The sequence below is a fragment of the Acidovorax soli genome (assembly GCF_900107605.1).
GTDB classification, from domain to species: Bacteria; Pseudomonadota; Gammaproteobacteria; order Burkholderiales; family Burkholderiaceae_C; genus Acidovorax; species Acidovorax soli.
In genome coordinates this window covers 1-22,892 of sequence record NZ_FNQJ01000001.1, presented here as the reverse complement: position 1 = coordinate 22,892, position 22,892 = coordinate 1, and the positions used below count along the sequence as shown (strand labels likewise).

The 22,892-nt window shown below is 64.0% G+C and carries 20 protein-coding genes; 2 read left to right on the top strand and 18 right to left on the bottom strand.

Annotated elements, in window-relative coordinates; translation table 11 throughout:
• Positions 1-105 precede the first annotated feature (105 nt).
• From carB to rpsB, 18 genes are all read right to left on the bottom strand, one after another.
• Positions 106-3,372: a carbamoyl-phosphate synthase large subunit gene (carB, locus tag BLW02_RS00100; protein WP_092696479.1), complete on the bottom strand. Its 3,267-nt coding sequence runs from the start codon at positions 3,370-3,372 to the stop codon at positions 106-108.
• Complete coding sequence (gene carA, locus BLW02_RS00095; protein ID WP_092696478.1) at positions 3,372-4,559, bottom strand: glutamine-hydrolyzing carbamoyl-phosphate synthase small subunit; 1,188 nt, start codon at positions 4,557-4,559, stop codon at positions 3,372-3,374. The genes carB and carA overlap by 1 nt, the downstream gene beginning before the upstream one ends.
• A gap of 254 nt (positions 4,560-4,813) precedes the next feature.
• Complete coding sequence (locus BLW02_RS00090; RefSeq protein ID WP_092696477.1) at positions 4,814-5,587, bottom strand: TrmH family RNA methyltransferase; 774 nt, start codon at positions 5,585-5,587, stop codon at positions 4,814-4,816.
• A 46-nt stretch (positions 5,588-5,633) separates the two neighbouring features.
• Positions 5,634-6,251, bottom strand: coding sequence for a ribonuclease HII (gene rnhB / locus BLW02_RS00085; RefSeq protein ID WP_026436868.1), 618 nt, complete (start codon positions 6,249-6,251; stop codon positions 5,634-5,636).
• Entirely contained in the window at positions 6,223-7,380 is a 1,158-nt protein-coding gene (gene lpxB / locus BLW02_RS00080) for a lipid-A-disaccharide synthase (protein WP_092696476.1), read from the bottom strand. The genes rnhB and lpxB overlap by 29 nt, the downstream gene beginning before the upstream one ends.
• 9 nt (positions 7,381-7,389) lie before the next feature.
• Complete coding sequence (gene lpxA / locus BLW02_RS00075) at positions 7,390-8,178, bottom strand: acyl-ACP--UDP-N-acetylglucosamine O-acyltransferase (RefSeq protein ID WP_092696475.1); 789 nt, start codon at positions 8,176-8,178, stop codon at positions 7,390-7,392.
• A gap of 29 nt (positions 8,179-8,207) precedes the next feature.
• Positions 8,208-8,648: a 3-hydroxyacyl-ACP dehydratase FabZ gene (gene fabZ / locus BLW02_RS00070; RefSeq protein WP_026436865.1), complete on the bottom strand. Its 441-nt coding sequence runs from the start codon at positions 8,646-8,648 to the stop codon at positions 8,208-8,210.
• Positions 8,649-8,664: 16 nt separating this feature from the next.
• Positions 8,665-9,645, bottom strand: a complete 981-nt coding sequence (lpxD, locus tag BLW02_RS00065; RefSeq protein ID WP_092696474.1) for a UDP-3-O-(3-hydroxymyristoyl)glucosamine N-acyltransferase — start codon at positions 9,643-9,645, stop codon at positions 8,665-8,667.
• A gap of 24 nt (positions 9,646-9,669) precedes the next feature.
• Positions 9,670-10,188 carry an OmpH/Skp family outer membrane protein gene (locus tag BLW02_RS00060; protein ID WP_026436863.1) on the bottom strand — a complete coding sequence of 173 codons (519 nt, stop codon included), beginning with the start codon at positions 10,186-10,188 and terminating at the stop codon, positions 9,670-9,672.
• Positions 10,188-12,485, bottom strand: coding sequence for an outer membrane protein assembly factor BamA (gene bamA, locus BLW02_RS00055; RefSeq protein WP_092696473.1), 2,298 nt, complete (start codon positions 12,483-12,485; stop codon positions 10,188-10,190). Before bamA ends, BLW02_RS00060 begins: the two co-directional genes overlap by 1 nt.
• A gap of 44 nt (positions 12,486-12,529) precedes the next feature.
• A complete protein-coding gene (gene rseP, locus BLW02_RS00050) occupies positions 12,530-13,894 on the bottom strand; it encodes an RIP metalloprotease RseP (RefSeq protein ID WP_092696472.1) in 1,365 nt (454 codons plus the stop codon).
• 26 nt (positions 13,895-13,920) lie between these two features.
• Positions 13,921-15,111, bottom strand: coding sequence for a 1-deoxy-D-xylulose-5-phosphate reductoisomerase (ispC, locus tag BLW02_RS00045; RefSeq protein WP_092696471.1), 1,191 nt, complete (start codon positions 15,109-15,111; stop codon positions 13,921-13,923).
• A complete protein-coding gene (locus BLW02_RS00040) occupies positions 15,108-15,965 on the bottom strand; it encodes a phosphatidate cytidylyltransferase (protein WP_092696470.1) in 858 nt (285 codons plus the stop codon). The genes ispC and BLW02_RS00040 overlap by 4 nt, the downstream gene beginning before the upstream one ends.
• A 9-nt stretch (positions 15,966-15,974) precedes the next feature.
• Positions 15,975-16,706, bottom strand: coding sequence for a polyprenyl diphosphate synthase (uppS, locus tag BLW02_RS00035; RefSeq protein WP_092696469.1), 732 nt, complete (start codon positions 16,704-16,706; stop codon positions 15,975-15,977).
• Between the two features lie 30 nt (positions 16,707-16,736).
• On the bottom strand, positions 16,737-17,297 hold the full coding sequence (gene frr, locus BLW02_RS00030) for a ribosome recycling factor (RefSeq protein WP_092696468.1): 561 nt from the start codon (positions 17,295-17,297) through the stop codon (positions 16,737-16,739).
• A 49-nt stretch (positions 17,298-17,346) separates the two neighbouring features.
• Positions 17,347-18,069, bottom strand: coding sequence for a UMP kinase (pyrH, locus tag BLW02_RS00025; RefSeq protein ID WP_092696467.1), 723 nt, complete (start codon positions 18,067-18,069; stop codon positions 17,347-17,349).
• A 50-nt stretch (positions 18,070-18,119) separates the two neighbouring features.
• Positions 18,120-19,046, bottom strand: a complete 927-nt coding sequence (tsf, locus tag BLW02_RS00020) for a translation elongation factor Ts (protein ID WP_092696466.1) — start codon at positions 19,044-19,046, stop codon at positions 18,120-18,122.
• 106 nt (positions 19,047-19,152) lie between these two features.
• On the bottom strand, positions 19,153-19,905 hold the full coding sequence (rpsB, locus tag BLW02_RS00015) for a 30S ribosomal protein S2 (RefSeq protein WP_092696465.1): 753 nt from the start codon (positions 19,903-19,905) through the stop codon (positions 19,153-19,155).
• A gap of 187 nt (positions 19,906-20,092) precedes the next feature.
• Between rpsB and BLW02_RS00010 the strand changes: the two genes are divergently transcribed.
• Positions 20,093-21,436 carry an amidase gene (locus tag BLW02_RS00010; protein ID WP_092696464.1) on the top strand — a complete coding sequence of 448 codons (1,344 nt, stop codon included), beginning with the start codon at positions 20,093-20,095 and terminating at the stop codon, positions 21,434-21,436.
• 50 nt (positions 21,437-21,486) lie between these two features.
• Entirely contained in the window at positions 21,487-22,725 is a 1,239-nt protein-coding gene (locus BLW02_RS00005; RefSeq protein ID WP_092696463.1) for an FAD-dependent oxidoreductase, read from the top strand.
• Positions 22,726-22,892: the final 167 nt, after the last annotated feature.

The window sequence follows — 22,892 nt, the reverse complement described above, 5'->3', positions numbered from 1 at the left end:
TGTCCATGCCTTTGGCGACCCTAAAAAGGAAACCGCCGCACGTTGCCGCGCGGCGGTGTCTGGTCAGGGCAGATTATGCCGCGTTTGCCCGGGTGCCGACCACCATCAGGCGGCCAGCTGGGCGTGCAGTTCCTGCACCGAATACACGTCGAGCTTGTCGAGGAACTTCATGCCCTCGACCGCGGCTTCCGCACCAAAGATGGTGGTGAACGTGGTCACGCGCGCCAGCAGCGACGAGGTGCGGATGGCCCGCGAGTCGGCGATCGCGTTGCGGCGCTCTTCCACCGTGTTGATGACCATGGCGATCTCGTCGTTCTTGATCATGTCCACGATGTGTGGGCGGCCCTCGGTCACCTTGTTGACCACCGCCACTGGCACGCCGGCCTCGGCAATGGCCGCCGCCGTGCCCTTGGTGGCCACGAGCTCGAAGCCCATCGCCACCAGGTCGCGGGCAATGGCCACGGCGCGTGCCTTGTCGCTGTTCTTCACGGTGAGAAACACCTTGCCCGAGGTGGGCAGCTTGGTGCCCGCGCCCAGCTGGCTCTTCACGAAGGCTTCGCCGAAGGTCTTGCCCACGCCCATCACCTCGCCGGTGGACTTCATCTCGGGGCCGAGGATGGTGTCCACGCCAGGGAACTTGACGAACGGGAACACGGCCTCCTTCACGCTGAAATACGGGGGCGTCACTTCCTGGGTGATGCCCTGGCTGGCAAGGGTCTGGCCCGCCATGCAGCGCGCAGCCACCTTGGCCAGCTGGATGCCGGTGGCCTTGCTGACGAAGGGCACCGTGCGCGATGCGCGGGGGTTCACTTCCAGCACATAGATGATGTCCTTGCCATCCACTTCCTGGATGGCGAACTGCACGTTCATCAGGCCCACCACGTTCAGGCCCTCGGCCATGGCGGCCGTCTGGCGCTTGATTTCGTCGATGGTGGGCTGCGACAGGTAGTACGGGGGCAGCGAGCAGGCCGAGTCGCCGCTGTGCACGCCGGCCTGTTCGATGTGCTCCATCACGCCGCCGATGAAGGTGACGCCCGCGGAATCACGCACGCAGTCCACATCGCACTCGATGGCGTTGGAGAGGAAACGGTCGAGCAGCACGGGCGAGTCGTTGCTCACCTTGACGGCCTCGCGCATGTAGCGCTCCAGGTCACGCTGCTCGTGCACGATTTCCATCGCGCGGCCACCCAGCACGTAGCTGGGGCGCACCACCAGGGGGTAGCCCAGGGCGGATGCCTTTTCCAGCGCTTCCGGCTCGGTGCGGGCCGTGGCGTTGGGTGGCTGGCGCAGGCCCAACTCGCCCAGCAGCTTCTGGAAGCGCTCGCGGTCTTCGGCCGCATCGATCATGTCGGGGCTGGTGCCGATGATCGGCACGCCTTCGGCTTCCAGGCCCAGGGCGAGCTTGAGTGGCGTCTGGCCGCCGTACTGCACGATCACACCGACCGGTTTTTCCTTGTCCACGATCTCCAGCACATCTTCGAGCGTGACGGGCTCGAAGTACAGGCGGTCGGAGGTGTCGTAGTCGGTGGAGACGGTCTCGGGGTTGCAGTTGACCATGATGGTCTCGTAGCCGTCCTCGCGCATGGCGAGGGCCGCATGCACGCAGCAGTAGTCGAACTCGATGCCCTGGCCGATCCGGTTCGGGCCACCGCCCAGCACCATGATCTTCTTGTTGGCGGTGGGCTCTGCCTCGCATTCCGCGACGCCCCCGTAGGTGGCATTCTCGTAAGTGGAGTACAGGTAAGCGGTGTCGGTGGCGAACTCGGCCGCGCAGGTGTCCACGCGCTTGTACACCGGGCGCACGTTCAGCGCACGGCGCGCTTCGCGCACAGCCTTCTCGGTGGTCTTGAGCAGTTTCGCCAAGCGGCGGTCGGAGAAGCCCTTTTGCTTGAGCGTGAGCAGCGTGCCGGCATCGATTGCCGCCAGGGCGCCCGCGCCCTTCTCGGCCACCAGCTTGTCGATATCGAGCTCGATCTTCACGATCTGCTCGATCTGCACCAGGAACCACTTGTCGATCTTGGTGAGGTCAAACACCTCATCGACCGACAGGCCCATGGCAAACGCATCGCCCACGTACCAGATGCGCTCGGGGCCGGGCTCACCCAGCTCCTTCTCCAGGACTTCGCGGTCCTGGGTCTTCTCGTTCATGCCGTCCACCCCCACTTCCAGGCCACGCAGGGCTTTCTGGAAGGACTCCTGGAAGGTACGGCCCATGGCCATGACCTCGCCCACCGATTTCATCTGCGTGGTCAGGCGGCTGTCGGCAGTGGGGAACTTCTCAAAGGCAAAACGTGGGATCTTGGTGACCACGTAGTCGATCGAGGGCTCGAACGATGCGGGCGTGGCGCCGCCGGTGATTTCGTTCTTGAGCTCATCCAGCGTGTAGCCCACGGCCAGCTTGGCCGCCACCTTGGCGATCGGAAAGCCCGTGGCCTTGGAGGCCAGCGCCGAGGAGCGGGAGACGCGCGGGTTCATCTCGATGACGACCATGCGGCCGTCCTGCGGATTGATCGAGAACTGCACGTTGGAGCCACCGGTGTCCACGCCGATCTCGCGCAGCACTGCCAGGCTGGCGTTGCGCAGGACCTGGTATTCCTTGTCGGTCAGGGTCTGCGCGGGAGCCACGGTGATCGAGTCACCGGTGTGCACGCCCATGGGGTCGAGGTTTTCAATCGAGCAGATGATGATGCAGTTGTCTGCCTTGTCGCGGACCACTTCCATCTCGTACTCTTTCCAGCCGAGCAGCGACTCTTCGATCAGCAGCTCGTTGGTGGGCGAGGCTTCGAGGCCGCGCTTGCAGATGGTCTCGAACTCTTCGGGGTTGTAGGCAATGCCGCCACCCGTGCCGCCCAGCGTGAAGCTGGGGCGGATCACGGTGGGGAAACCCACTTGCCTCTGCACCGCCCAGGCCTCGTCCATGCTGTGGGCGATGCCTGAGCGCGCGGAGCCCAGACCGATCTTGGTCATGGCATCCTTGAACTTCAGGCGGTCTTCGGCCTTGTCGATGGCCTCGGGCGTGGCGCCGATCAGTTCGACCTGGTACTTGTCGAGCACGCCGTGGTGCCACAGGTCCAGCGCGCAGTTCAGCGCGGTCTGGCCGCCCATGGTGGGCAGGATGGCGTCGGGGCGTTCCTTGGCGATGATCTTCTCGACCGTCTGCCAGGTGATGGGCTCGATATAGGTGACGTCGGCCGTGGCCGGGTCGGTCATGATCGTGGCAGGGTTGCTGTTGATCAGGATGACCTTGTAGCCCTCTTCGCGCAGGGCCTTGCAGGCCTGCACGCCGGAGTAGTCGAACTCGCAGGCCTGGCCGATGATGATGGGGCCGGCGCCGATGATGAGGACGCTTTTAATGTCTGTGCGCTTTGGCATTATTTTTTCTCCTGGGCCGTGGCCATCAATGCCGTGAAGCGGTCGAACAGGTAGGCAATGTCGTGCGGGCCGGGCGATGCCTCGGGGTGCCCCTGGAAGCAGAAGGCGGGCTTGTCGGTGCGCACCAGGCCCTGCAGCGTGCCGTCGAACAGGCTGATGTGCGTGGCGCGCAGGTTGGCGGGCAATGACTCCAGCTCCACCGCAAAGCCGTGGTTCTGGCTGGTGATGCTGACGCGCCCGTTGTCCAGGTCTTTCACCGGGTGGTTGGCACCATGGTGGCTGTGCTGCATCTTGAAGGTCTTGGCGCCAGAGGCCAGGGCCATGATCTGGTGGCCCAGGCAGATACCGAAAGTGGGAATACCGCTGTCGATGATCTCGCGCACCGCCGTGATGGCGTAGTCGCAGGGCTCGGGGTCGCCAGGGCCGTTCGACAGGAACACGCCGTCGGGGTTCATGGCCAGCACTTCGGCGGCCGGCGTCTTGGCAGGCACCACCGTCAGCCTGCAGCCGCGCTCGGCCAGCATGCGCAGGATGTTCAGCTTCACGCCGTAGTCGTAGGCCACCACATGGAAGCGCGGCGACTCCTGCTTGCCGTAGCCAGAGCCCAGCTTCCACTCGGTCTGCTCCCAGGAATAGGCGGCAGGGGTGGTCACGACCTGGGCCAGGTCCAGGCCCTTCATGCTGGGCGCGGCCTTGGCTGCAGCCAGCGCTGCGTCAACGCGTGCCTGTGTCACGGTTTCGCCGGCCGCCAGGCCGACGATGGCGCCGTTCTGCGCGCCCTTGTTGCGCAGCAGGCGGGTCAGCTTGCGGGTGTCGATGTTGGCAATGGCCACCGTCTTGTGGCGCACAAGGTATTGCGAGAGGGTTTCGGTCTGGCGGAAGTTGCTGGCCAGCAGGGGCAGGTCCTTGATGATGAGGCCTGCGGCATGGACCTTGTCGGCTTCGATATCCTCGGTGTTGACGCCGTAGTTGCCGATGTGCGGATACGTGAGCGTCACGATCTGCTGGCAATAGCTGGGGTCGGTGAGGATTTCCTGGTAGCCGGTGATGGCGGTGTTGAACACCACTTCGCCGACGGTGGTGCCCGCATCTGCGGATGAAGCACCGATCGAATTACCGATAAAGACCGTGCCGTCTGCGAGCGCCAGGATGGCGGGCGGGAAGTTTCCCTGTAGAGACAAGAGCACTGGATTCTCCGGATGGTTACGGTCGCCCGGCGCCTGCAGGCCGCTCGCGCAAGGTGTGCCGGCGGCTGCTCTCAGATGGGTTGTTGCTTTGGGTGCGATCGGGCGACGCTGTTGCGAGAAAAGCCCTTGATTATACCCAGCTGAGTCCCGCTTCGAATGCCCTCATGCTGCAATGCGGCATCGAGACAGGGGCTGCAGCACGCCACGCAATGCGCCTCTCCTTCACAACCGACCCAGCCGGCGCGTTCCAAATTTCAGCGCGTGGCGCCACTGGCGTGCAGGCAGATGGCTGCGGCGGCCGCCACGTTCAGGGACTCCTCGCCGCCAGGCTGCGCAATGCGGATACGCCGGGTGGCACGCTCCTCCAGCGCGGGCGACACGCCCTGCCCCTCATGGCCCAGCACCCAGGCGCAAGGCCACGGCAAGGCGGCGCGGTGCAGGAAGTCGCCATCGTGCACATGGGTCACCAGCAGTGGCACCTGAAGCGCCTGGAGATCCTGCACCTCCAGCCCTTCCACGAGATCGAGCGCAAAGTGCGCGCCCATGCCCGCGCGCAGCACCTTGGGCGCCCACAGCGCCGCGCTGCCCTTGAGCGCCGCCACCTGCCGGAAGCCAAATGCCGATGCACTGCGCAGGATGGAACCCACATTGCCGGCATCCTGCACGCGGTCCAGCACCACCGTGGCCACCCCCGTCTGCAACCCCCTCGGCGCGGCGACATCCACCACAAACCCCACGGGCGCCGGTGATTCCAGGCCACTGATGTCGGCAAACAGGGCATCGGCGATCACTACTAGCTTCATAGCTGCTTGCGCATATGCAGCAGGCGCCAGAGGCCAAAAAGACTCCGAAAACACCGCCACCACGGGCCGCACGCCACGCTGCAGGGCCGCGCTGCACAGGTGGTCGCCCTCCAGCCAGACACGGCCCTGCTTGCGGTAGGCCGTGCTGTCCTGCGCCAGCCGGCGCAGGTCTTTGACAAAGGCGTTGTCACGCGAGTGGATCACGGTCAGGGGTGCGGAGGTCATGCGGTGTCCCGTGCGAGCAATGAAATGGCGTGCAGCACCCGGCGATTCAGGCCAGCACCCTGGCCACGGGCGCGAAGCTGTGCCGATGGTGAATGCAGGCACCATGCTCGCGCAGGGCGGCCATGTGCATGGCCGTGCCGTAGCCCTTGTGGCCGGCAAAGCCGTATTGCGGGTACTGCGCATCGACCTGCACGCACCAGCGGTCCCGGTGCACCTTGGCCAGGATGGAGGCCGCCGAAATGGCAGGCACCAGCGCATCGCCCTTGACAATGGCCTCGGCCGGCATGTCCAGCGTGGGCAGCCGGTTGCCATCGACCAGGACCATCTTCGGCTTGAGCCGCAGGCCCAGCACGGCGCGGCGCATGGCCAGCAGCGTGGCCTGCAGGATGTTCAGACGGTCGATTTCCTCGACACTGGCTTCGGCAATGCTGCAGCACAGCGCCTTGGCCCGGATCTCGTCAAACAGGGCCTCGCGCCGTGCAGCGGTGAGCTTCTTGGAGTCGGCCAGTCCGGCGATGGGGTGCAGGTCGTCGAGGATGACCGCTGCGGCCACCACGGGCCCGGCCAACGGGCCGCGGCCAGCCTCGTCTACCCCCGCCACCAGACCCGGGGGATGCCAGGGCAGGCTGGCCTGTTCAGGCGGCAAGGATTTTCTGGATCGCATCGGCAGCCAGTTGAGGGGTGTTGCGTTGCAGGCTTTCGTGCAGCGCCGTGAAGCGCCGCTCCAGGGCCGCGATTTTCTGGGGGTTGCTGCGCCGCGCATCCAGCCAGTCCAACGCTGCCGCGCAAAGCGCTTGCGGCGTGGCCGCATCCTGGATGAGTTCAGGCACCACAAACTCGCGGCAAAGGATGTTGGGCAACCCCACCCAGGGCTGCAACTGCCTGCGGCGCATGAGCCACCAGCTCCAGGGATGCATGTGGTAGCCGATCACCATGGGGCGCTTGAAGAGTGCCGCTTCCAGCGTTGCAGTACCGCTGGCGATCAAGGTGGCATCACAGGCGGCAAGCACGGTGTGGGACTGCCCCGCAATGATCTGCACCGCCCCACCCAGGCCACAGTGGTGGGCGATCTGAACGATCCGGTCACGCAAGGCGGGCACCGCCGGCACGATCAATTTGATGGCGGGTCGCGCTTTCAGCACCAGCGCCGCCGCCTCGAAGAAGGGCTGGGCAATGTACTGAATCTCGGAAGAACGGCTGCCGGGCAGGATGGCCAGCACCTCGTCCGAATCTTGCAGACCGAGTTGCGCCCGGGCAGCAGCGCGGTCTGGCAGCATGGGAATCACACCCGCCAGGGGGTGGCCCACGTACGTGGCCGCAATGCCATGGTGCGCCAGAAGCTCCGGCTCGAACGGGAAAATGCACAGCACATGGTCCGCGCTGCGGCGGATCTTCTCGACCCGGTCAGCACGCCAGGCCCAGATGGACGGACACACGAAGTGCACCGTCTTGATGCCGGCAGCACGCAAGTCGGCCTCCAGCCCCAGATTGAAGTCGGGGGCGTCCACACCGATGAAAACATCGGGACGGTCCCTGAGCAAACGCTCGCGCAGCTGTTTGCGGATTCGGAGCAACTCCCGCAGCCGGCGCAGCACTTCCATGCTGTAGCCATGGACGGCCAGCTTCTCGCTGGGCCACCAGGCCTCAAAACCACGCCGCTGCATTTGCGGACCACCAATGCCGCAGGACTGCAACTGTGGCCAGTGGGCCTGCATTCCGTCGATCAGCAGGCCTGCGAGCAGATCGCCCGAAGTCTCGCCCGCCACCATGGCGACGCGGGGGGAAATACTCATGGGAGCCCCTCAGCGCGCAATGCCGCGCGTGGAGGCATCCAGAAAGGCCAGCACCAGAGCGATGTCGGCGCTGGCTTCCGGATGGGTGAGCGGCAACTCGGCGATGGCGGTGCGGGCAGACTCCAGGGTCAGCCCCTGCCGGTACAGAACGCGATGCATCTGCTTGATGCCAGCCATCCGCGCAGCCGAAAAACCACGGCGACGCAGGCCTTCGAGGTTCAGGCCGCGCACAGCCAGCGGGTTGCCGTCCACCATCATGAAGGGCGGAACGTCCTGCGAGATATGGCTGGCAAAACCGGCCATCACATGCGCGCCCACTTTCACAAACTGGTGAATGCCCGTGAGCCCGCCGATGATGGCCTGGTCCGCCACCTGCACATGCCCCGCCAGGGTGGCATTGTTGGCCAGGATGGTCTGGTTGCCCACCACACAGTCGTGCGCGATGTGCACGTAGGCCATGATCCAGTTGTCATCGCCTATGGTCGTCACGCCCTTGTCCTGGGTGGTTCCCAGGTTGAAGGTGCAAAACTCGCGGATGGTGTTGCGGTCTCCGATGACAAGCCGTGTGGGCTCGCCCGCGTACTTCTTGTCCTGCGGCGCGGCACCGAGCGATGCAAACTGGAAAATGCGATTGTCCGCACCGATGGTGGTGCGCCCTTCGATCACGCAATGCGGTCCCACGGTGGTGCCGGCACCGATGGAAACATCAGGGCCTATCACGGTGTACGGCCCCACCGTCACGGAGGGATCGATGCGGGCACCCGCCTCGACAATGGCTGTGGGATGAATATTGCTCACGGTCCAACAGGTCTGAACAGTTTGGCCAGTCAGCCTACGCTGCGCATGGTGCACATGAGTTCGGCTTCGCAAGCCACCTCGTCGCCCACGCTGGCCACGCCCTTGAACTTCCAGATGCCGCCGCGCACGCGGTCGATGGTGATGGACAGGATCAGCTGGTCACCCGGCTCCACGGGGCGCTTGAAACGCGCGCCGTCGATACCGACAAAATAATAGATATTGTTTTCATCGGGCACCTTGCCCATGGCATCAAAAGCCAGCAGGCCTGCGGCTTGCGCCAAGGCTTCAAGGATCAACACACCGGGCATCACGGGACGACCTGGGAAATGCCCCATGAAATAAGGCTCGTTGAACGTGACGTTCTTGATGGCCTTGATGCGGGTGTTGCTCTCAAGCTCGATCACCTTGTCTACCAACAGAAACGGGTAGCGGTGGGGCAGCTGCTTGAGAATTGCGTGGATATCCATCATCGAGTTGTTCTTCCGTTCATGCTGCCTTCAGGGCCTGCTCCAGCGCCTTGATGCGCTCGCGCAGGCTGTGCAGTTGTTTGAGTGTCGCAGCGTTCTTTTCCCAGCGGGCATTGTCGTCGATGGGGAACATGCCGGTGTACTGGCCCGGCCTGTTCAAGGAGCGTGTGACCACCGTGCCCGCGGAAATATGCACGTTGTCGGCCAATTCCAGGTGGCCCAGCACAATCGCGCCCCCACCAACGGTGCAATGCGCTCCAATGGTGGCGCTGCCCGCGATGCCCACACACCCGGCCATCGCAGCATGCTTGCCGATGTGCACGTTGTGGCCCACCTGGATCAGATTGTCGAGTTTCACCCCGTCTTCGATCACCGTGTCCTGCAGCGCACCGCGATCTATGCAGGTGTTGGCACCGATCTCGACATCGTCGCCAATGCGCACGGCGCCCAGTTGCTCGATCTTGATCCATTGCCCGTTTTCTGGTGCAAAACCAAATCCGTCGGCCCCAATCACCACACCGGCGTGCACGATGCAGCGCGCACCGATGTGGCAATCTGCACCCACCGTCACGCGCGACTTGAGCACCGTGCCTGCGCCAATGCGGGCACCGCGCTCGACAACGCACAGCGGACCGACCGAAGCGCTGGGATGCACCACGGCGGTCGCATCCACCACGGCGCTGGGGTGCACACCGGCTGGCACGGCTTCGCCATGGCGCTGCCGCCAAAGCTGCGTCACCCGGGCGAAATAGGCATAGGGGTTGTCCGCCACGATGCACGCGCCGCGCGCCAGCGCAAGCTCGCGCATGGCAGGCGCCACAATGACGCAGGCCGCCCGGGAGGCGGCCAGTTGCTGCTGATAACGCGGGTGGCTCAGGAAACTGATGTCTCCCGGCCCGGCGGTTTCGAGCGGCGCAATGCGAAGAACCTCGGTTTCCCGCAGCCCCCCTTCCAGCGATCCGCCCAGCGCATCGACAATGTTCCCGAGGAGCAAACTCACGCGCCACCCACCCTGAGCCGCAGCTTATTTGCCAGCGGCATTCAGCGCCTTGATCACCCGGTCGGTGATGTCGTGCTTGGGATTGATGTACACAGCTTCCTGCAGGATGACGTCGTACTTCTCCGCCTCGGCCACTTGCTTGACCACCTTGTTGGCGCGCTCCAGAACCTGTGCGAGCTCTTCGTTCTTGCGGGCATTCAGGTCTTCCTGGAACTCACGGCGCTTGCGCTGGAATTCGCGGTCCTGGTCCACCAGCTGGCGCTGGCGGGTGGTGCGCTGGCTCTCGGCCATGGTAGGGGCCTCGCGCTCGAATTTCTCCGTCGCCGTCTTCAAGGTGTTGCCCATGTCGATGAGCTCTTTCTCGCGACGGGAAAACTCCTGCTCCAGCTTGGCCTGGGCCGCCTTGGCGGTGGTGGCTTCGCGGAAGATACGGTCGGTATTGACAAAACCGGCCTTGAATTCTTGTGCCTGCAGCGCAGGAGCAGCCACGGCCAGTGCGCTCAGCAGCAGACCCAGAGTGAAATGGCGGGAAAGGGATTTCATTAGAAGGACGTACCAATCTGGAATTGAAGTTTCTGGATTCTATCGCCGGCGAACTTGCGCACCGGCTGCGCATAGGCAAGACGCAGCGGACCCAGGGGGGAAATCCAGCTCAGGCCCACACCTGCGGATGCACGCATGTCATTAAAACTGACTTTGTCATCTTCGCCATACACATTGCCCACATCCACGAAAGTGAAAATGCGCAGCGTGCGGTCATTGCCGGCCCCCGGGAAAGGCGCCATCAACTCGGCATTGAGCGTGACTTTCTTGGGTCCGCCCAAGGAAGCGCCCGTGACATCGCGCGGCCCCAGTGTGCCCTGATCGAAACCACGCACGGAACCCAGACCACCGGAATAAAAATTCTTGAACACCGGGAACGGCCGACCGTTCATGCCCTTGCCGTAGCCCAGTTCGCCATTGAAGGCCACCGTGAAACGTTTGTTCAGCGGGATGTACTGCTGGTACTGGTAGTTCGCCCGCAGATAGCGCGCATCACCTGCCACAGACCATTCGGAATTGAGCCGCTGATAACGCCCCGAATTGGGTGCCAGCGCACTGTCGCGGTCATCGCGCGACCAGCCAATGGTCAGGGGGGCGGCGATGCTGCTGCTTCCATAGGTGTCCGCGTAGGCCAGGTAAGCGGCCGGTATGAGGGTGCCTGCCTTGATCTTGATCTGCTCCACCCCGCCACCGAAGAACACGGTGTCGGTTTCGCTGAAGGGCACCCCGAAACGAATGGATGCACCCGTGGTGACCAGCTGGTAATTGCCACCCTGATGGTCATAGGGCTTGTCGGTACGGTAGTAGAGATCCATCGTACGGGAAATGCCATTCTGGGTGAAATACGGATTGGTGGTGCTGAACACCAAGGTGCGGCGGTACTTGCTGGTGTTGACATCCACCCCCAGATAGTTGCCGGAACCGAAAACGTTTTCCTGCTTGATGGAAAAGGACAAGGCCACCTTTTCAGCGCTGGAAAAACCGGCGCCCAATTGCAGTGACCCAGTGGGCTTCTCGGCCACATTGATCACGAGGTCGACCTGGTCTGGCGATCCGGGCACTTCCTGGGTTTCGATGCCCACCTCGGTAAAGTAGCCAAGCCGGTCCACGCGGTCGCGCGACAGGCGGATCTTCTCGCCGTCATACCAGGAGGCCTCGTACTGTCGGAATTCACGGCGCACGACTTCATCACGGGTGCGGTTGTTGCCGCTCACATTGATGCGCCGCACATACGCGCGGCGGGCCGGTTCGGCCTGCAGCACCAAGGTCACGCGGTTGTTTTCGCGATCGATGTCGGGCACCGCCTCGACGCGCGCGAAGGCAAAACCGAAACGCCCAAAATATTCGGAAAAAGCCTTGGTCGTTTCAGTGACCTGATCGGCGTTGTAGGGCTCCCCCGGGCGAATGGTGACCAGCGACTTGAACTCGTCGTCGCGGTCGAGGTAATTGCCTTCGAGCTTGACCCCCGACACCACGAAACGCTCGCCTTCGGTGACATTGACCACAATGGAGATGTCCTGCTTGTCGGGCGAGATGGCCACCTGGGTGGAGTCCACGCGAAACTCCAGATAGCCGCGCTGCAGATAGTAGGAACGCAGGGTCTCCAGATCGGCGTTGAGCTTTGCACGGGCATAGCGGTCCGACTTGGTGTACCAGCTCAGCCAGCCGCCGGTGTCCTGGTCAAAGAGCCCCTTGAGCGTGGACTCGCTGAACGCCTTGTTGCCGACAATGCGCACTTCCTTGATGCGTGCAGGCTCGCCCTCCACCACCGTGAAGGTGAGATTGACACGGTTGCGCTCAATCGGCGTCACAGTGGTCACCACTTCGGCGCCGTACAGGCTCTTGTTGATGTACTGGCGTTTGAGTTCCTGCTCTGCCCGGTCGGCCAGCGCCTTGTCATAGGGACGCCCTTCGGTGAGCCCCACGTCGCGCATGCTCTTCTTGAGGGCCTCCTTGTCGAACTCCTTGGAGCCTGCAAAATCGACATCTGCAATGGTGGGGCGCTCTTCCACCACCACCACCAGCACATTGCCGGTGGCTTCCAGCCTCACATCCTTGAACAATCCCAGACCAAACAGTGCCCGGATGGCGGCCGCGCCCTTTTCATCGTTGTAGTCATCGCCCACCCGCAGCGGCATGGAAGCAAAAATGGTCCCAGGCTCCACACGCTGCAGCCCTTCCACCCGGATGTCCTGCACCTTGAAGGGCTCCAGAGCCCAGGCCGCATTGGCGACAAAAACCATGGCGGCAACGGCCGCTGCAGTACGCACGCCCAGGCGATTGATGTGTTTTTTCATGAGTGAAGCGGAGGCCGCAGACGCAGGGGAAAGCGGCAAAAAGGTTAGCCAAATAGCCGGGTGATATCGTTGAATAGGGCAATGGACATCATGAGAAGAAGCACTGCCACGCCACCGCGCTGCAACTGCTCCATCCAAGCATCCGACACCTTCCTGCCGGTCACACCCTCCCAAAGATAATACATCAGGTGCCCCCCATCGAGGACTGGCAAGGGCAGCAGGTTCAGCACACCCAGACTCACGCTGATGAGCGCCAGGAACACCAGGTACTGCGTGAAACCCATGCTGGCCGAGCGGCCGGCATAGTCGGCAATCGTCAAGGGTCCACTGAGGTTTTTCAGGGACGCCTGACCCAGCACCATGCGGCCCATCATGCGAAGCGTCAGGACGGACACGTCCCAGGTACGCACAACGCCATTCCACAAGCCCTCCACCGCACTGTGCTGCACGATCACCAGCTCAGGCGGTGCGCCCACATAGGCACCGATGCGGCCCACACTGCCACCCTGCTCCTTCTGGACATCGGGCATGACATCCACGGTGATCTGCTGGCCACCGCGATCGATACGCCAGGGTTGCACCACGGCCGCCTCGGCGCGCACGGACTGGCGAATCAGTTCACGCAGCTGCTGGCCATCCACCACCTCTGCCGCGCCAATCCGGAGCACCACATCGCCCTGGCGAAGCCCCGCGCGCTGCGCAGCACCGCCGGCCATGATTTCACCCAGCACCGGACGCGTCCAGGGCCCCAGAAGCCCCACCTTGCGAAACAGTTGCGCATCGGCCTCGCGCGTGTCGAGCTGCGCCATATCCAGCAACACCTCCCGGTGCATGGCACCGGGTGCTGGCTCGACCTCCAGCCGGACCCTTTCGCCTTCCAGCGCGCCGCGGGTCAACAACCAGCGCAAGTCCTCGAAAGAACGCACGGGCTCCAGTTCGTTCGCCCCCAGGGCCGCGCTGTGCACCAGTTCACCGCCGCGCAAACCCGCAGCCTGCGCCACCGAACCTGCCACGGGACTGGCCAGCAACGCCCTGGGCTCCTGGATCCCGATCCAGTTGACCGCCGAATACAGCAACACGGCCAGCAGCAGATTGGCCAGTGGACCTGCCGCCACGATGGCCGCACGCGAGCGCAGGGGCTGGGTATTGAACGCAAGATGGCGCTCAGCCTCGGGCACGGGTGCCTCGCGCTCATCGAGCATGCGCACATAGCCCCCCAACGGGAACGCACTCAGCACAAACTCGGTGGCTGAACCCTTGGGTTGCCAGCGCAGGAGCGGCTTGCCAAAACCCACAGAAAACCGCAGCACCTTGACGCCACAGGCCACCGCCACCCGGTAATGCCCATACTCGTGCACTGCGATCAGCACACCCAGGGCAACAACGAACGCGACAAGGGTCAACAGCATGCAATGGCTCCGTGAATCAACCGCATTCAGCCGGCCAGACGGCCAACAACCTGCTCGGCCACACTGCGCGCCTGGGCATCCAGAGCCAGCAAGGCCTTGAGTGAATCGGGGTTGGAGGGAGCAACCGCTTCCAAAGTTGCAAGATTGAGATGGTGTATCTGATCGAAACGGATGCGGCGCTCCAGAAACGCCGCCACGGCCACCTCGTTGGCCGCATTCAGCACCGCCGTCGTGCCCTGCGGGGCCACCAGGGCGTCCCACGCCAGCTGCAGCCCAGGAAAGCGGTCACGATGCCCATGGTCGTCGATGGCCTCGAAGGTCATGGCGGAAAGCGCATGGAAATTCAGCGCCGCAGCCCCCGACTCGACCCGCTCGGGCCAGGCCAGGCCGTACGCGATGGGAACACGCATGTCCGGGGTGCCCAGTTGCGCCACCACCGAAGTGTCCCGGTACTGCACCATGGAGTGGATGATGCTTTGGGGGTGGATCACCACATCCAGCTGCGACGGAGCCAGGCCAAACAGATAGCGCGCCTCGATGACTTCGAGTGCCTTGTTCATCATGGTGGCCGAATCCACCGAAATCTTGCGCCCCATGTTCCAGTTGGGATGGGCGCAGGCCTGCTCCGGCGTGACATCGCGCAGCGTGTCGGGCGACCGGGTGCGAAACGGCCCCCCGGAGGCGGTCAGAATGATTTTCTCGACCCGCTGGCCCCAGGTGGCGGCATCTTCGGGCAAGGACTGGAAGATGGCCGAATGCTCACTGTCGATTGGCAGCAACGTGGCCGCCCCTTCGCGCACCGCGTCCAGAAACACGTCCCCCCCCACGACCAGCGCCTCCTTGTTGGCCAGCAGCAGGCGCTTTCCGGCCCAGGCCGCCGCAAGACAAGGCGCCAGCCCCGCCGACCCGACAATGGCCGCCATGACCGTATCCACCTCCTCGTTGGAGGCTATTATTTCAAGAGCATCAGGGGATTGAAGAACGTGCGTTTTTAGCCCATTTGCCTTGATTTTCTCCGCCAGCAAACGGGCATGGGGTGCACTGGCCATCACGGCAAAGCAGGGCCTGAATTGCGCGCACTGCGCCAGCATCAGGTCCACCTGGGTGGCTGCGCTGAGGGCAAACACCTCGAATCGATCCGGATGGCGCGCCACCACGTCGAGCGTGCTGGTACCGATAGAGCCTGTAGAGCCCAGAACAGTGAGTCGTTGTTTCATAGGGGTGTCGTCAGGCGCGTCAGCATCAGGGCCAGAGGAAGCGTGGGCAACAAGGCATCCACGCGGTCCAGTACCCCGCCATGCCCCGGCAGCAGGCCACTGCTGTCTTTCACACCCGCACTGCGCTTGATCAGCGACTCCACCAGGTCACCTGCCACACTCATGGCCACCATGAACAGGACCGAAATCACCAGCAGCCAACCCCCCTGCTGCGCCAGGCGGCTATAAAAACTGGGCACTGCGGCCTGCCAGTAGGTATCTGCGGCAACCCAGGCAAATGCCAGCACGACCACGCCCGCCAGCCCGCCCCACACCCCTTCCCAGCTCTTGCCGGGACTGATGGAAGGTGCCAGTTTGTTCTTGGTGAAACGCAAACCAAAGGCACGGCCGGCAAAGTAGGCAAAGATATCGGCCACCCACACCAGAACCAGCACCGACAGCAGAAAATTGACGCCCAGATGGCGGGCCTGCACCACGGCCAGCCAGGCGAGCCAAAGTGCCAGCACCCCGGCCACCAGCCGAACGCCCGCAGGAATGCGGGGCCAGCCCGGCACGCCGGCGCGCAACAGCCAGGCAGCGCACAGCACCCACAGGCCGCCACCAACGATCCACAGGGCGGTCAGGGGCCGATCAATCCAGCCCAGCACCCACGACGCTGCACATAGGGCAACGCAGGCGGCGCCCACGGCCAGCGAACCTGCCTGGCCAAAACCGCTCAGGCGCCCCCACTCCCATGCGCCGGCAGCCATGAGCACCAGCACGACCAGCGTGAATGGCACCGCGGAGGGATAAAAGAGCGCGGGCAGCAGAATGGCCAGCAGGACAAGAGCGGTGATGACACGCTGTAGAAGCATGGGGCCTATTCAGCCGAGCACCGGGACGGGATGCGCGGTCAGGATCTGTTCGGAGGTTTTGCCAAAACGGCGCTCGCGTGCACTGAAGGCGGCAATCGCCTCGTCCAGTGCCGACTCGTCGAAATCCGGCCAGAGCCGGTCGCTGAAAAACAACTCGGAGTATGCAGCCTGCCACAACAAAAAGTTGCTGATCCGCATTTCGCCCCCGGTGCGGATCACCAGGTCCGGGTCGGGCACATGGGCCAGGCCCATCGCGCCATTCAGGCTGGCCTCGGTGATGGGCTCGCCGCGCGCGGCCAGCGACGCAGCGGCCTGGGCGATGTCCCAGCGGCCGCCGTAGTTGAAGCACACGTTGAGCACGAGGCGGGTGTTTTCCGCTGTGGCGGCCTCCGCCTGCGCCAGACCGTCACGCACCTTGGGCGACAGACCCGCGCGCTCGCCCACAAAGTACAGGCGAACGCCATCTTTTTTGAGCTGCGGCACCTCGCGCGCCAGCGCCATCGCCAACAGTTCCATGAGGCCAGAGACCTCATCGACCGGACGGTTCCAGTTTTCGGATGAGAACGCAAAGACGGTCAGCACGGCCACGCCCCGCTGCACGCAAGCGCGTGCGCAGCGGCGCAGCGAATCAACCCCTTGCTTGTGGCCCGCCAGGCGCGGCAGGAAGCGGCGTGTAGCCCAGCGGCCGTTGCCATCCATGACGATGGCAATGTGGTGTGGCACCACCTTTGGTTCAGACATGTAGAACGATCAGGCCCGTCAATGGACGGCTCAGACCGCCATGATTTCCTGTTCTTTGCCCGCTACCAGAACATCGATTTCGGCGATGTGCCTGTCGGTGAACTTCTGCACTTCGGCTTCGGCGCGCTTCTGGTCGTCTTCCGATGCCAGCTTGTCCTTGACCAGCTTCTTGACGGATTCGTTGGCGTCACGGCGCAGGTTGCGCACGGCGATCTTGGCGCTCTCGCCTTCATTGCGCGCCAGCTTGGTCATTTCCTTGCGGCGCTCTTCGCTCATGGGCGGCATGGGCACCCGGATCAGATCGCCCATGGACGCAGGGTTCAGCCCCAGATCGCTTTCGCGGATGGCTTTTTCGATCTTGGCGCCCATGCCCTTTTCCCAGGGCTGCACGCTGATGGTGCGCGAGTCGATCAGGGCCACGTTGGCCACCTGGCTCAGGGGCACCATGGAGCCGTAGTACTCCACCTGCACCGTGTCGAGCAGCGCAGGATTGGCACGGCCGGTGCGGATCTTCTGCAGGTTGTTCTTGAATGCTGTGATGGACTGGTCCATCTTGGTTTCGGCAGTCTTCTTGATGTCGGCAATCGTCATGTTTTCTCCTGGGGCCGACCTGCATCCGGTGCAGGTCCATCCATCGTGATCAAGCGTAAACCAATGTACCTTCGTCTTCACCCATCACCACGCGCTTCAAGGCGCCATGCTTGATGATGGAGAACACCTTCACCGGCAGCTTCTGGTCGCGGCACAGGGCAAAAGCGGTCGCATCCATGATGCCCAGATTGCGGGACATGGCCTCGTCGAAGCTGAGCTTGGTGTAGCGCGTGGCCGAAGGGTCCTTCTGGGGGTCGGCAGTATAAACGCCGTCCACCTTGGTGGCCTTGAGCACCAGCTCGGCGCCAATTTCGGCACCGCGCAGGGCAGCGGCGGTGTCGGTGGTGAAGAAAGGATTGCCCGTGCCCGCAGCAAACACGACGACCTTGCCCTCTTCGAGGTACTGCAAGGCCTTGGGGCGCACGTAGGGCTCAACCACCTGCTCGATGGCGATGGCAGACATCACACGCGCCACCAGGCCCTGCTTGTTCATGGCGTCAGCCAGAGCCAACGCGTTCATCACGGTAGCCAGCATGCCCATGTAGTCGGCGGTGGCCCGGTCCATGCCGACCGAGCCACCCGCGACGCCACGGAAAATATTGCCCCCACCGATCACCACCGCCACCTGGACGCCCAGGCGGGTGACCTCGGCGATCTCCTCCACCATGCGAACGATGGTGGTGCGGTTGATGCCGAAGGCATCATCCCCCATCAGCGCCTCACCAGACAGCTTGAGCAGAATGCGCTTGTGGGCTGGTGCAGCGTGGGACATGGGGATTTTCTCCGGTGATAGGAACGGGGCTTTGGGGATAACGGAAACGATCAGGCGGCAGCCTTGGCAGCAGCCACTTGCGCAGCCACTTCGGCGGCGAAGTCGTCCACCTTCTTCTCGATGCCTTCACCCACGACATACAGCGTGAAACCCTTCACGTTGGTGCTGGCAGCCTTGAGCATCTGGGCCACGGTCTGCTTGCCGTCGGCAGCCTTCACGAAGACCTGGTCGGCCAGCGAGACCTCCTTGAGGTACTTCTGCACAGCGCCGTCGATGCGCTTGGCGGTGATTTCCGCGCTTTGCGCAGGCTTGCCGGCAGCCACCAGCTCCTTGTTGGCTTCGTCGGCCTTGCCTTCGGCAACCGAACGCTCCTTGGCGATCAGTTCGGCAGGCACGTCGGCGCTGGTCAGGGCCACGGGCTTCATGGCGGCCACGTGCATGGCAACGTCCTTGGCAGCGGTGGCGTCACCGTCGAACTCGACGACCACGCCGATGCGCGAACCGTGCAGGTAGGCAGCCAGGCTGGAGCCGCTGAAGCGCTTGAAGCGGCGGAACGACATGTTCTCGCCGATCTTGCCGATCAGGCCCTTGCGCACGTCTTCCAGCGTGGGGCCGAAGCTGTCTTGCTCGTAGGGCAGTGCACCCAGGGCTTCCACCGTGGCGGGGTTGTGCAGTGCCACCAGCTTGGCAGCGGCGTTGGCCATGGCGATGAAGCTGTCGTTCTTGGAGACGAAGTCGGTTTCGCTGTTGACTTCGACCAGAGCACCGGTGGTGCCGTCGATGTAGCTGGCGACCACGCCTTCAGCCGTCACGCGCGATGCAGCCTTGCCAGCCTTGGTGCCGAGCTTGACACGCAGCAGCTCTTCGGCCTTGGCCATGTCGCCGTCGGCTTCGGTCAGGGCCTTCTTGCATTCCATCATGGGAGCGTCGGTCTTGCCACGCAGTTCAGCCACCATGCTTGCGGTAATTGCAGCCATCTTTATTCCTTCAGTATTCAGTTCAGTCAGTTCAGATTCGGGCTAAAAAAAAGGGGGCTCACCAGGGGCCCCGCTTTTATCCGCGATACATCGCGCAGCCGGGACTTCAGGCAGCGGACTCTTGCACTTCCACGAATTCGTCGCCACCTTCAGGAGCAGCCGCCTTGGCCACTTCGTTCACGGCGTTCGCACGGCCTTCGATGATCGCATCAGCGATGCCACGGGCGTACAGCGTCACAGCCTTGGCCGAGTCGTCGTTGCCGGGGATCACGTAGTCGATGCCTTCGGGCGAGTGGTTGGTATCCACCACGCCGATCAGCGGGATGCCCAGCTTCTTGGCTTCGGCCACGGCGATCTTGTGGAAACCCACGTCGATGATGAAGATCGCGTCGGGCAGGGCTGCCATGTCCTGGATGCCGCCGATGTCCTTTTCAAGCTTGGCGATTTCGCGGCTGAACGTCAGCTGCTCTTTCTTGCTCAGGCTGTCGAGGCCGGTTTCGAGCTGGGCCTTCATGTCCTTCAGGCGCTTGATCGAGGTCTTGACGGTCTTGAAGTTGGTCAGCATGCCGCCCAGCCAGCGCTGGTCCACAAAAGGCACGCCAGCGCGCTGTGCTTCGGTGGCCAGGATTTCACGGGCCTGGCGCTTCGTGCCGACCATCAGGATCGTGCCGCGGTTGGCAGCCAGCTGCTTGGCGAACTTCTGGGCTTCCTGGAACAGTGGCAGCGACTTTTCCAGGTTGATGATGTGAATCTTGTTGCGATGGCCGAAGATGTAGGGGGCCATCTTGGGGTTCCAGAAGCGGGTCTGGTGACCGAAGTGGACACCGGCTTCCAGCATTTCGCGCATGGTAACGGACATAAAAATACTCCAAAGGTTGGGTCTAAAATCCAGCCCCAATACTTGCGCCGCCGTGCATCTGCACGAAGACGCAACACCTTGACAGGGCTGGTTTGCGATTGGTTTTGCCGCCTTCGCAGCGCATACACCACCGAAGGCATTGCACGCGCCGCGGCTCTCAGCAAAACCCAAAGATTCTAGCACAGCCATGCTTATTGACCTCACCTCCACCCGCCAACGCCTGCAGGACGGCACCCACACCGCCACCGCGGAACTGGAGCAGTGCCTGGATGCGGCGCAGTCTGCCGCCTGCGGCCATGCCTTCTTGCGCCTGATGCCGGAGGCGGTGCGCACCATCGTGGTGCAAGGCGATCCCCTCCGGCTGCCGCTGGCCGGGCTTTCCGTGTCGGTCAAGGACCTGTTTGACATCGCTGGCCAACCCACCACCGCCGGCTCCACGGCCCTGGCCGACGCGGCGCCGGCGCCGCACGATTGCCCCGCCGTCGCCCGCCTGCGCTCCGCCGGCGGCACGGTCATCGGCCGCACGAACATGGTGGAATTTGCCTTCTCGGGTGTCGGCGTGAATCCGCACTTCGGCACGCCTGCAGCATGGGATGGGCGCTTTGGCGCGTTGCCGGGGGCGCCGAGAATTCCCGGAGGCTCATCCTCGGGCGCGGCCGTATCGGTGGCTACTGGCGCGGCCTTTGTGGGCCTGGGCTCGGACACAGGCGGCTCCATCCGCATTCCCGCGGCGCTCAACGGCATCGTGGGCTTCAAGAACACGGCCCGGCTGGTTCCCACGGCGGGCGCCATTCCATTGGCCACCACGCTGGATACGGCCTGCGCCATGACGCGCAGCGTGCGCGATGCCATCGTGGTGCACGAGGTACTGGCCGCGCGACGCGTCACGCGCAGCCCCGCTCCCCTGCGTTGGTGGCGTCTGGCCGTGCCATCCACCACCTTCCTCGACAACCTGGATGCCACAGTGGCGCGGGCATTCGGCCGCACGCTGGATACCTTGCGCCAAGCGGGCGCCCACATTGAAGAAATCGACCTGCCGCTGACGGCCGAACTTGGGCCCATGCAGGCGGGCGGCAGCCTGTCGGCGGCAGAAAGCCATGCCTGGCACCGCCGCCTGCTGGCACGGCAGGCGGCGCAATACGATCCACGGGTGCGCAGCCGCATCGAGCGTGGCGCCACCATGGCGGCCGCAGACTACATCGATCTGCTGCAGGCCCGCCAGAACTGGATAGCCCGCATGGAAGCCGCACTGGCCCCCTACGACGCCCTGCTCTCGCCCACGGTGCCGATGGTGGCGCCCCCCATCGCCGAGGTGGCGCCCGGCGCCAAGCACGATGCCGAGTTCTTCCGCATCAACGCCCTGCTGCTGCGCAACACCAGCGTGGTGAACATGCTCGATGGCTGTGCGCTGTCGCTGCCCTGCCATGTGGCCGGGGAACTCCCGGTCGGGCTGATGGTCTGGCACGCTGCCTTGCACGACGACGCGGTACTCAACGTGGGCCTGCAGATCGAGCAGATACTACAAAAATAATAGCTGTCAGCGCTTTACCATCAAGCGCTAGAGAAAAAACATTCAAATTCATGAAAATCGCCATCGTGGGCGCCGGCATTGTCGGCGTGTCCACCGCATACGAGCTGGCCCATGACGGCCACGAGGTCACCGTCTTCGAACAACGCAACGCCGCCGCCGAGGAGGCCAGCTTTGCCAACGCCGGCCTGCTGGCGCCGCACCTGCTCACACCCTGGGGCACACCCGGCCTGGGCACGCCTCTGAAGCTCCTGGGCCGCCGCGCCACGCTGCGGCTGGCCGAAGGCTTCAAAGGCACAGACCTGGCATGGCTGTGGCGCTGGCGGCGCGCAGCGCGGCGCGGCGCATCGGCCGCACAGCTGTCGACACTGGAAAGCCTGGCACGCTACAGCCAGCGGCGCCTGCAGCACATCGCCGTGCAACACGAGCTGGATTTTGAAAGCAGCCAGGGGCGCCTCATCCTGCTGCGCACCGCGCAGGAACAGGCCCGCTGGCAACCCACCCTGCAGGTTCTGCGCGACGCCGGGATTGCGCTGCGCGAGATCGATGCCGACGCCGCACGCCAGATCGAGCCCGGCCTGTGCCCCGAAACCCCGCTGGCGGGGGCGCTGCACCTGCCCGACGCCAAGGCCGGCAACTGCCGACTCTTCGCCCAACTGCTGCGCCAGGGCACCCAGGCCGGCGGAGTGCATTTTGCGTTTGGCACCCGCGTGGCCCGGCTGACTTCCCAGCCCCTGGGCGTGCAGGTGCAGGGCGAAAGCGGCACGCGGTCCTTCGATGCCGTGGTGCTGTGCGCCGGCATGGCATCGGCCGCCCTGCTGCGCCCCCTGGGCCCGCGCCTGCCGATGGCGGCAGTGCATGGCTATTCCGTCAGTGCCCCGCTGCGCGAGACCCTGCATGCGCCGGTGGCCAGCGTGGTGGACAGTCAGTTGCAGATCAGCATCACGCGGCTGGGCCAGCGTGTGCGCATCGCGGGTGGCGCCGAACTGGGCGCGCCGGATGCCGCACACCACGCCCCCACGCTGCAGCAGCTCTACCGGACCCTGAACGACTGGTTCCCCGGTGGCGCCCTGCTCTCATCCGGGCTTCAGATATGGCGCGGCGCACGCCCCACGCTGCCCGACGGCGCGCCCGTGGTGGGTGCCAGCGGCGTGCCGGGCCTGTGGCTCAACACCGGCCATGGCGCGGGCGGATGGGCACTGGCCAGCGGCTGCGCCCGCGCCGTGGCAGACCTGATCGGCCAGCGCAGCCCGGATATCAGCCTGGAGGGGCTCGGAATCCAGCGCTTTTGAATGGCCAAGGGCGGGAGATGGCGGCGTGCGACCGCGTGCGCCACACCGCCATAAAACAAGGGGGCCGATGGCCAATGCCAGTCAGTTAAGCTTGGCTTGATCTGATTGGCAGTAAAAAGGGAACGTGTTTCACGTTCCCTTTTTATTTTGTCGATCCTGCTGCAAAA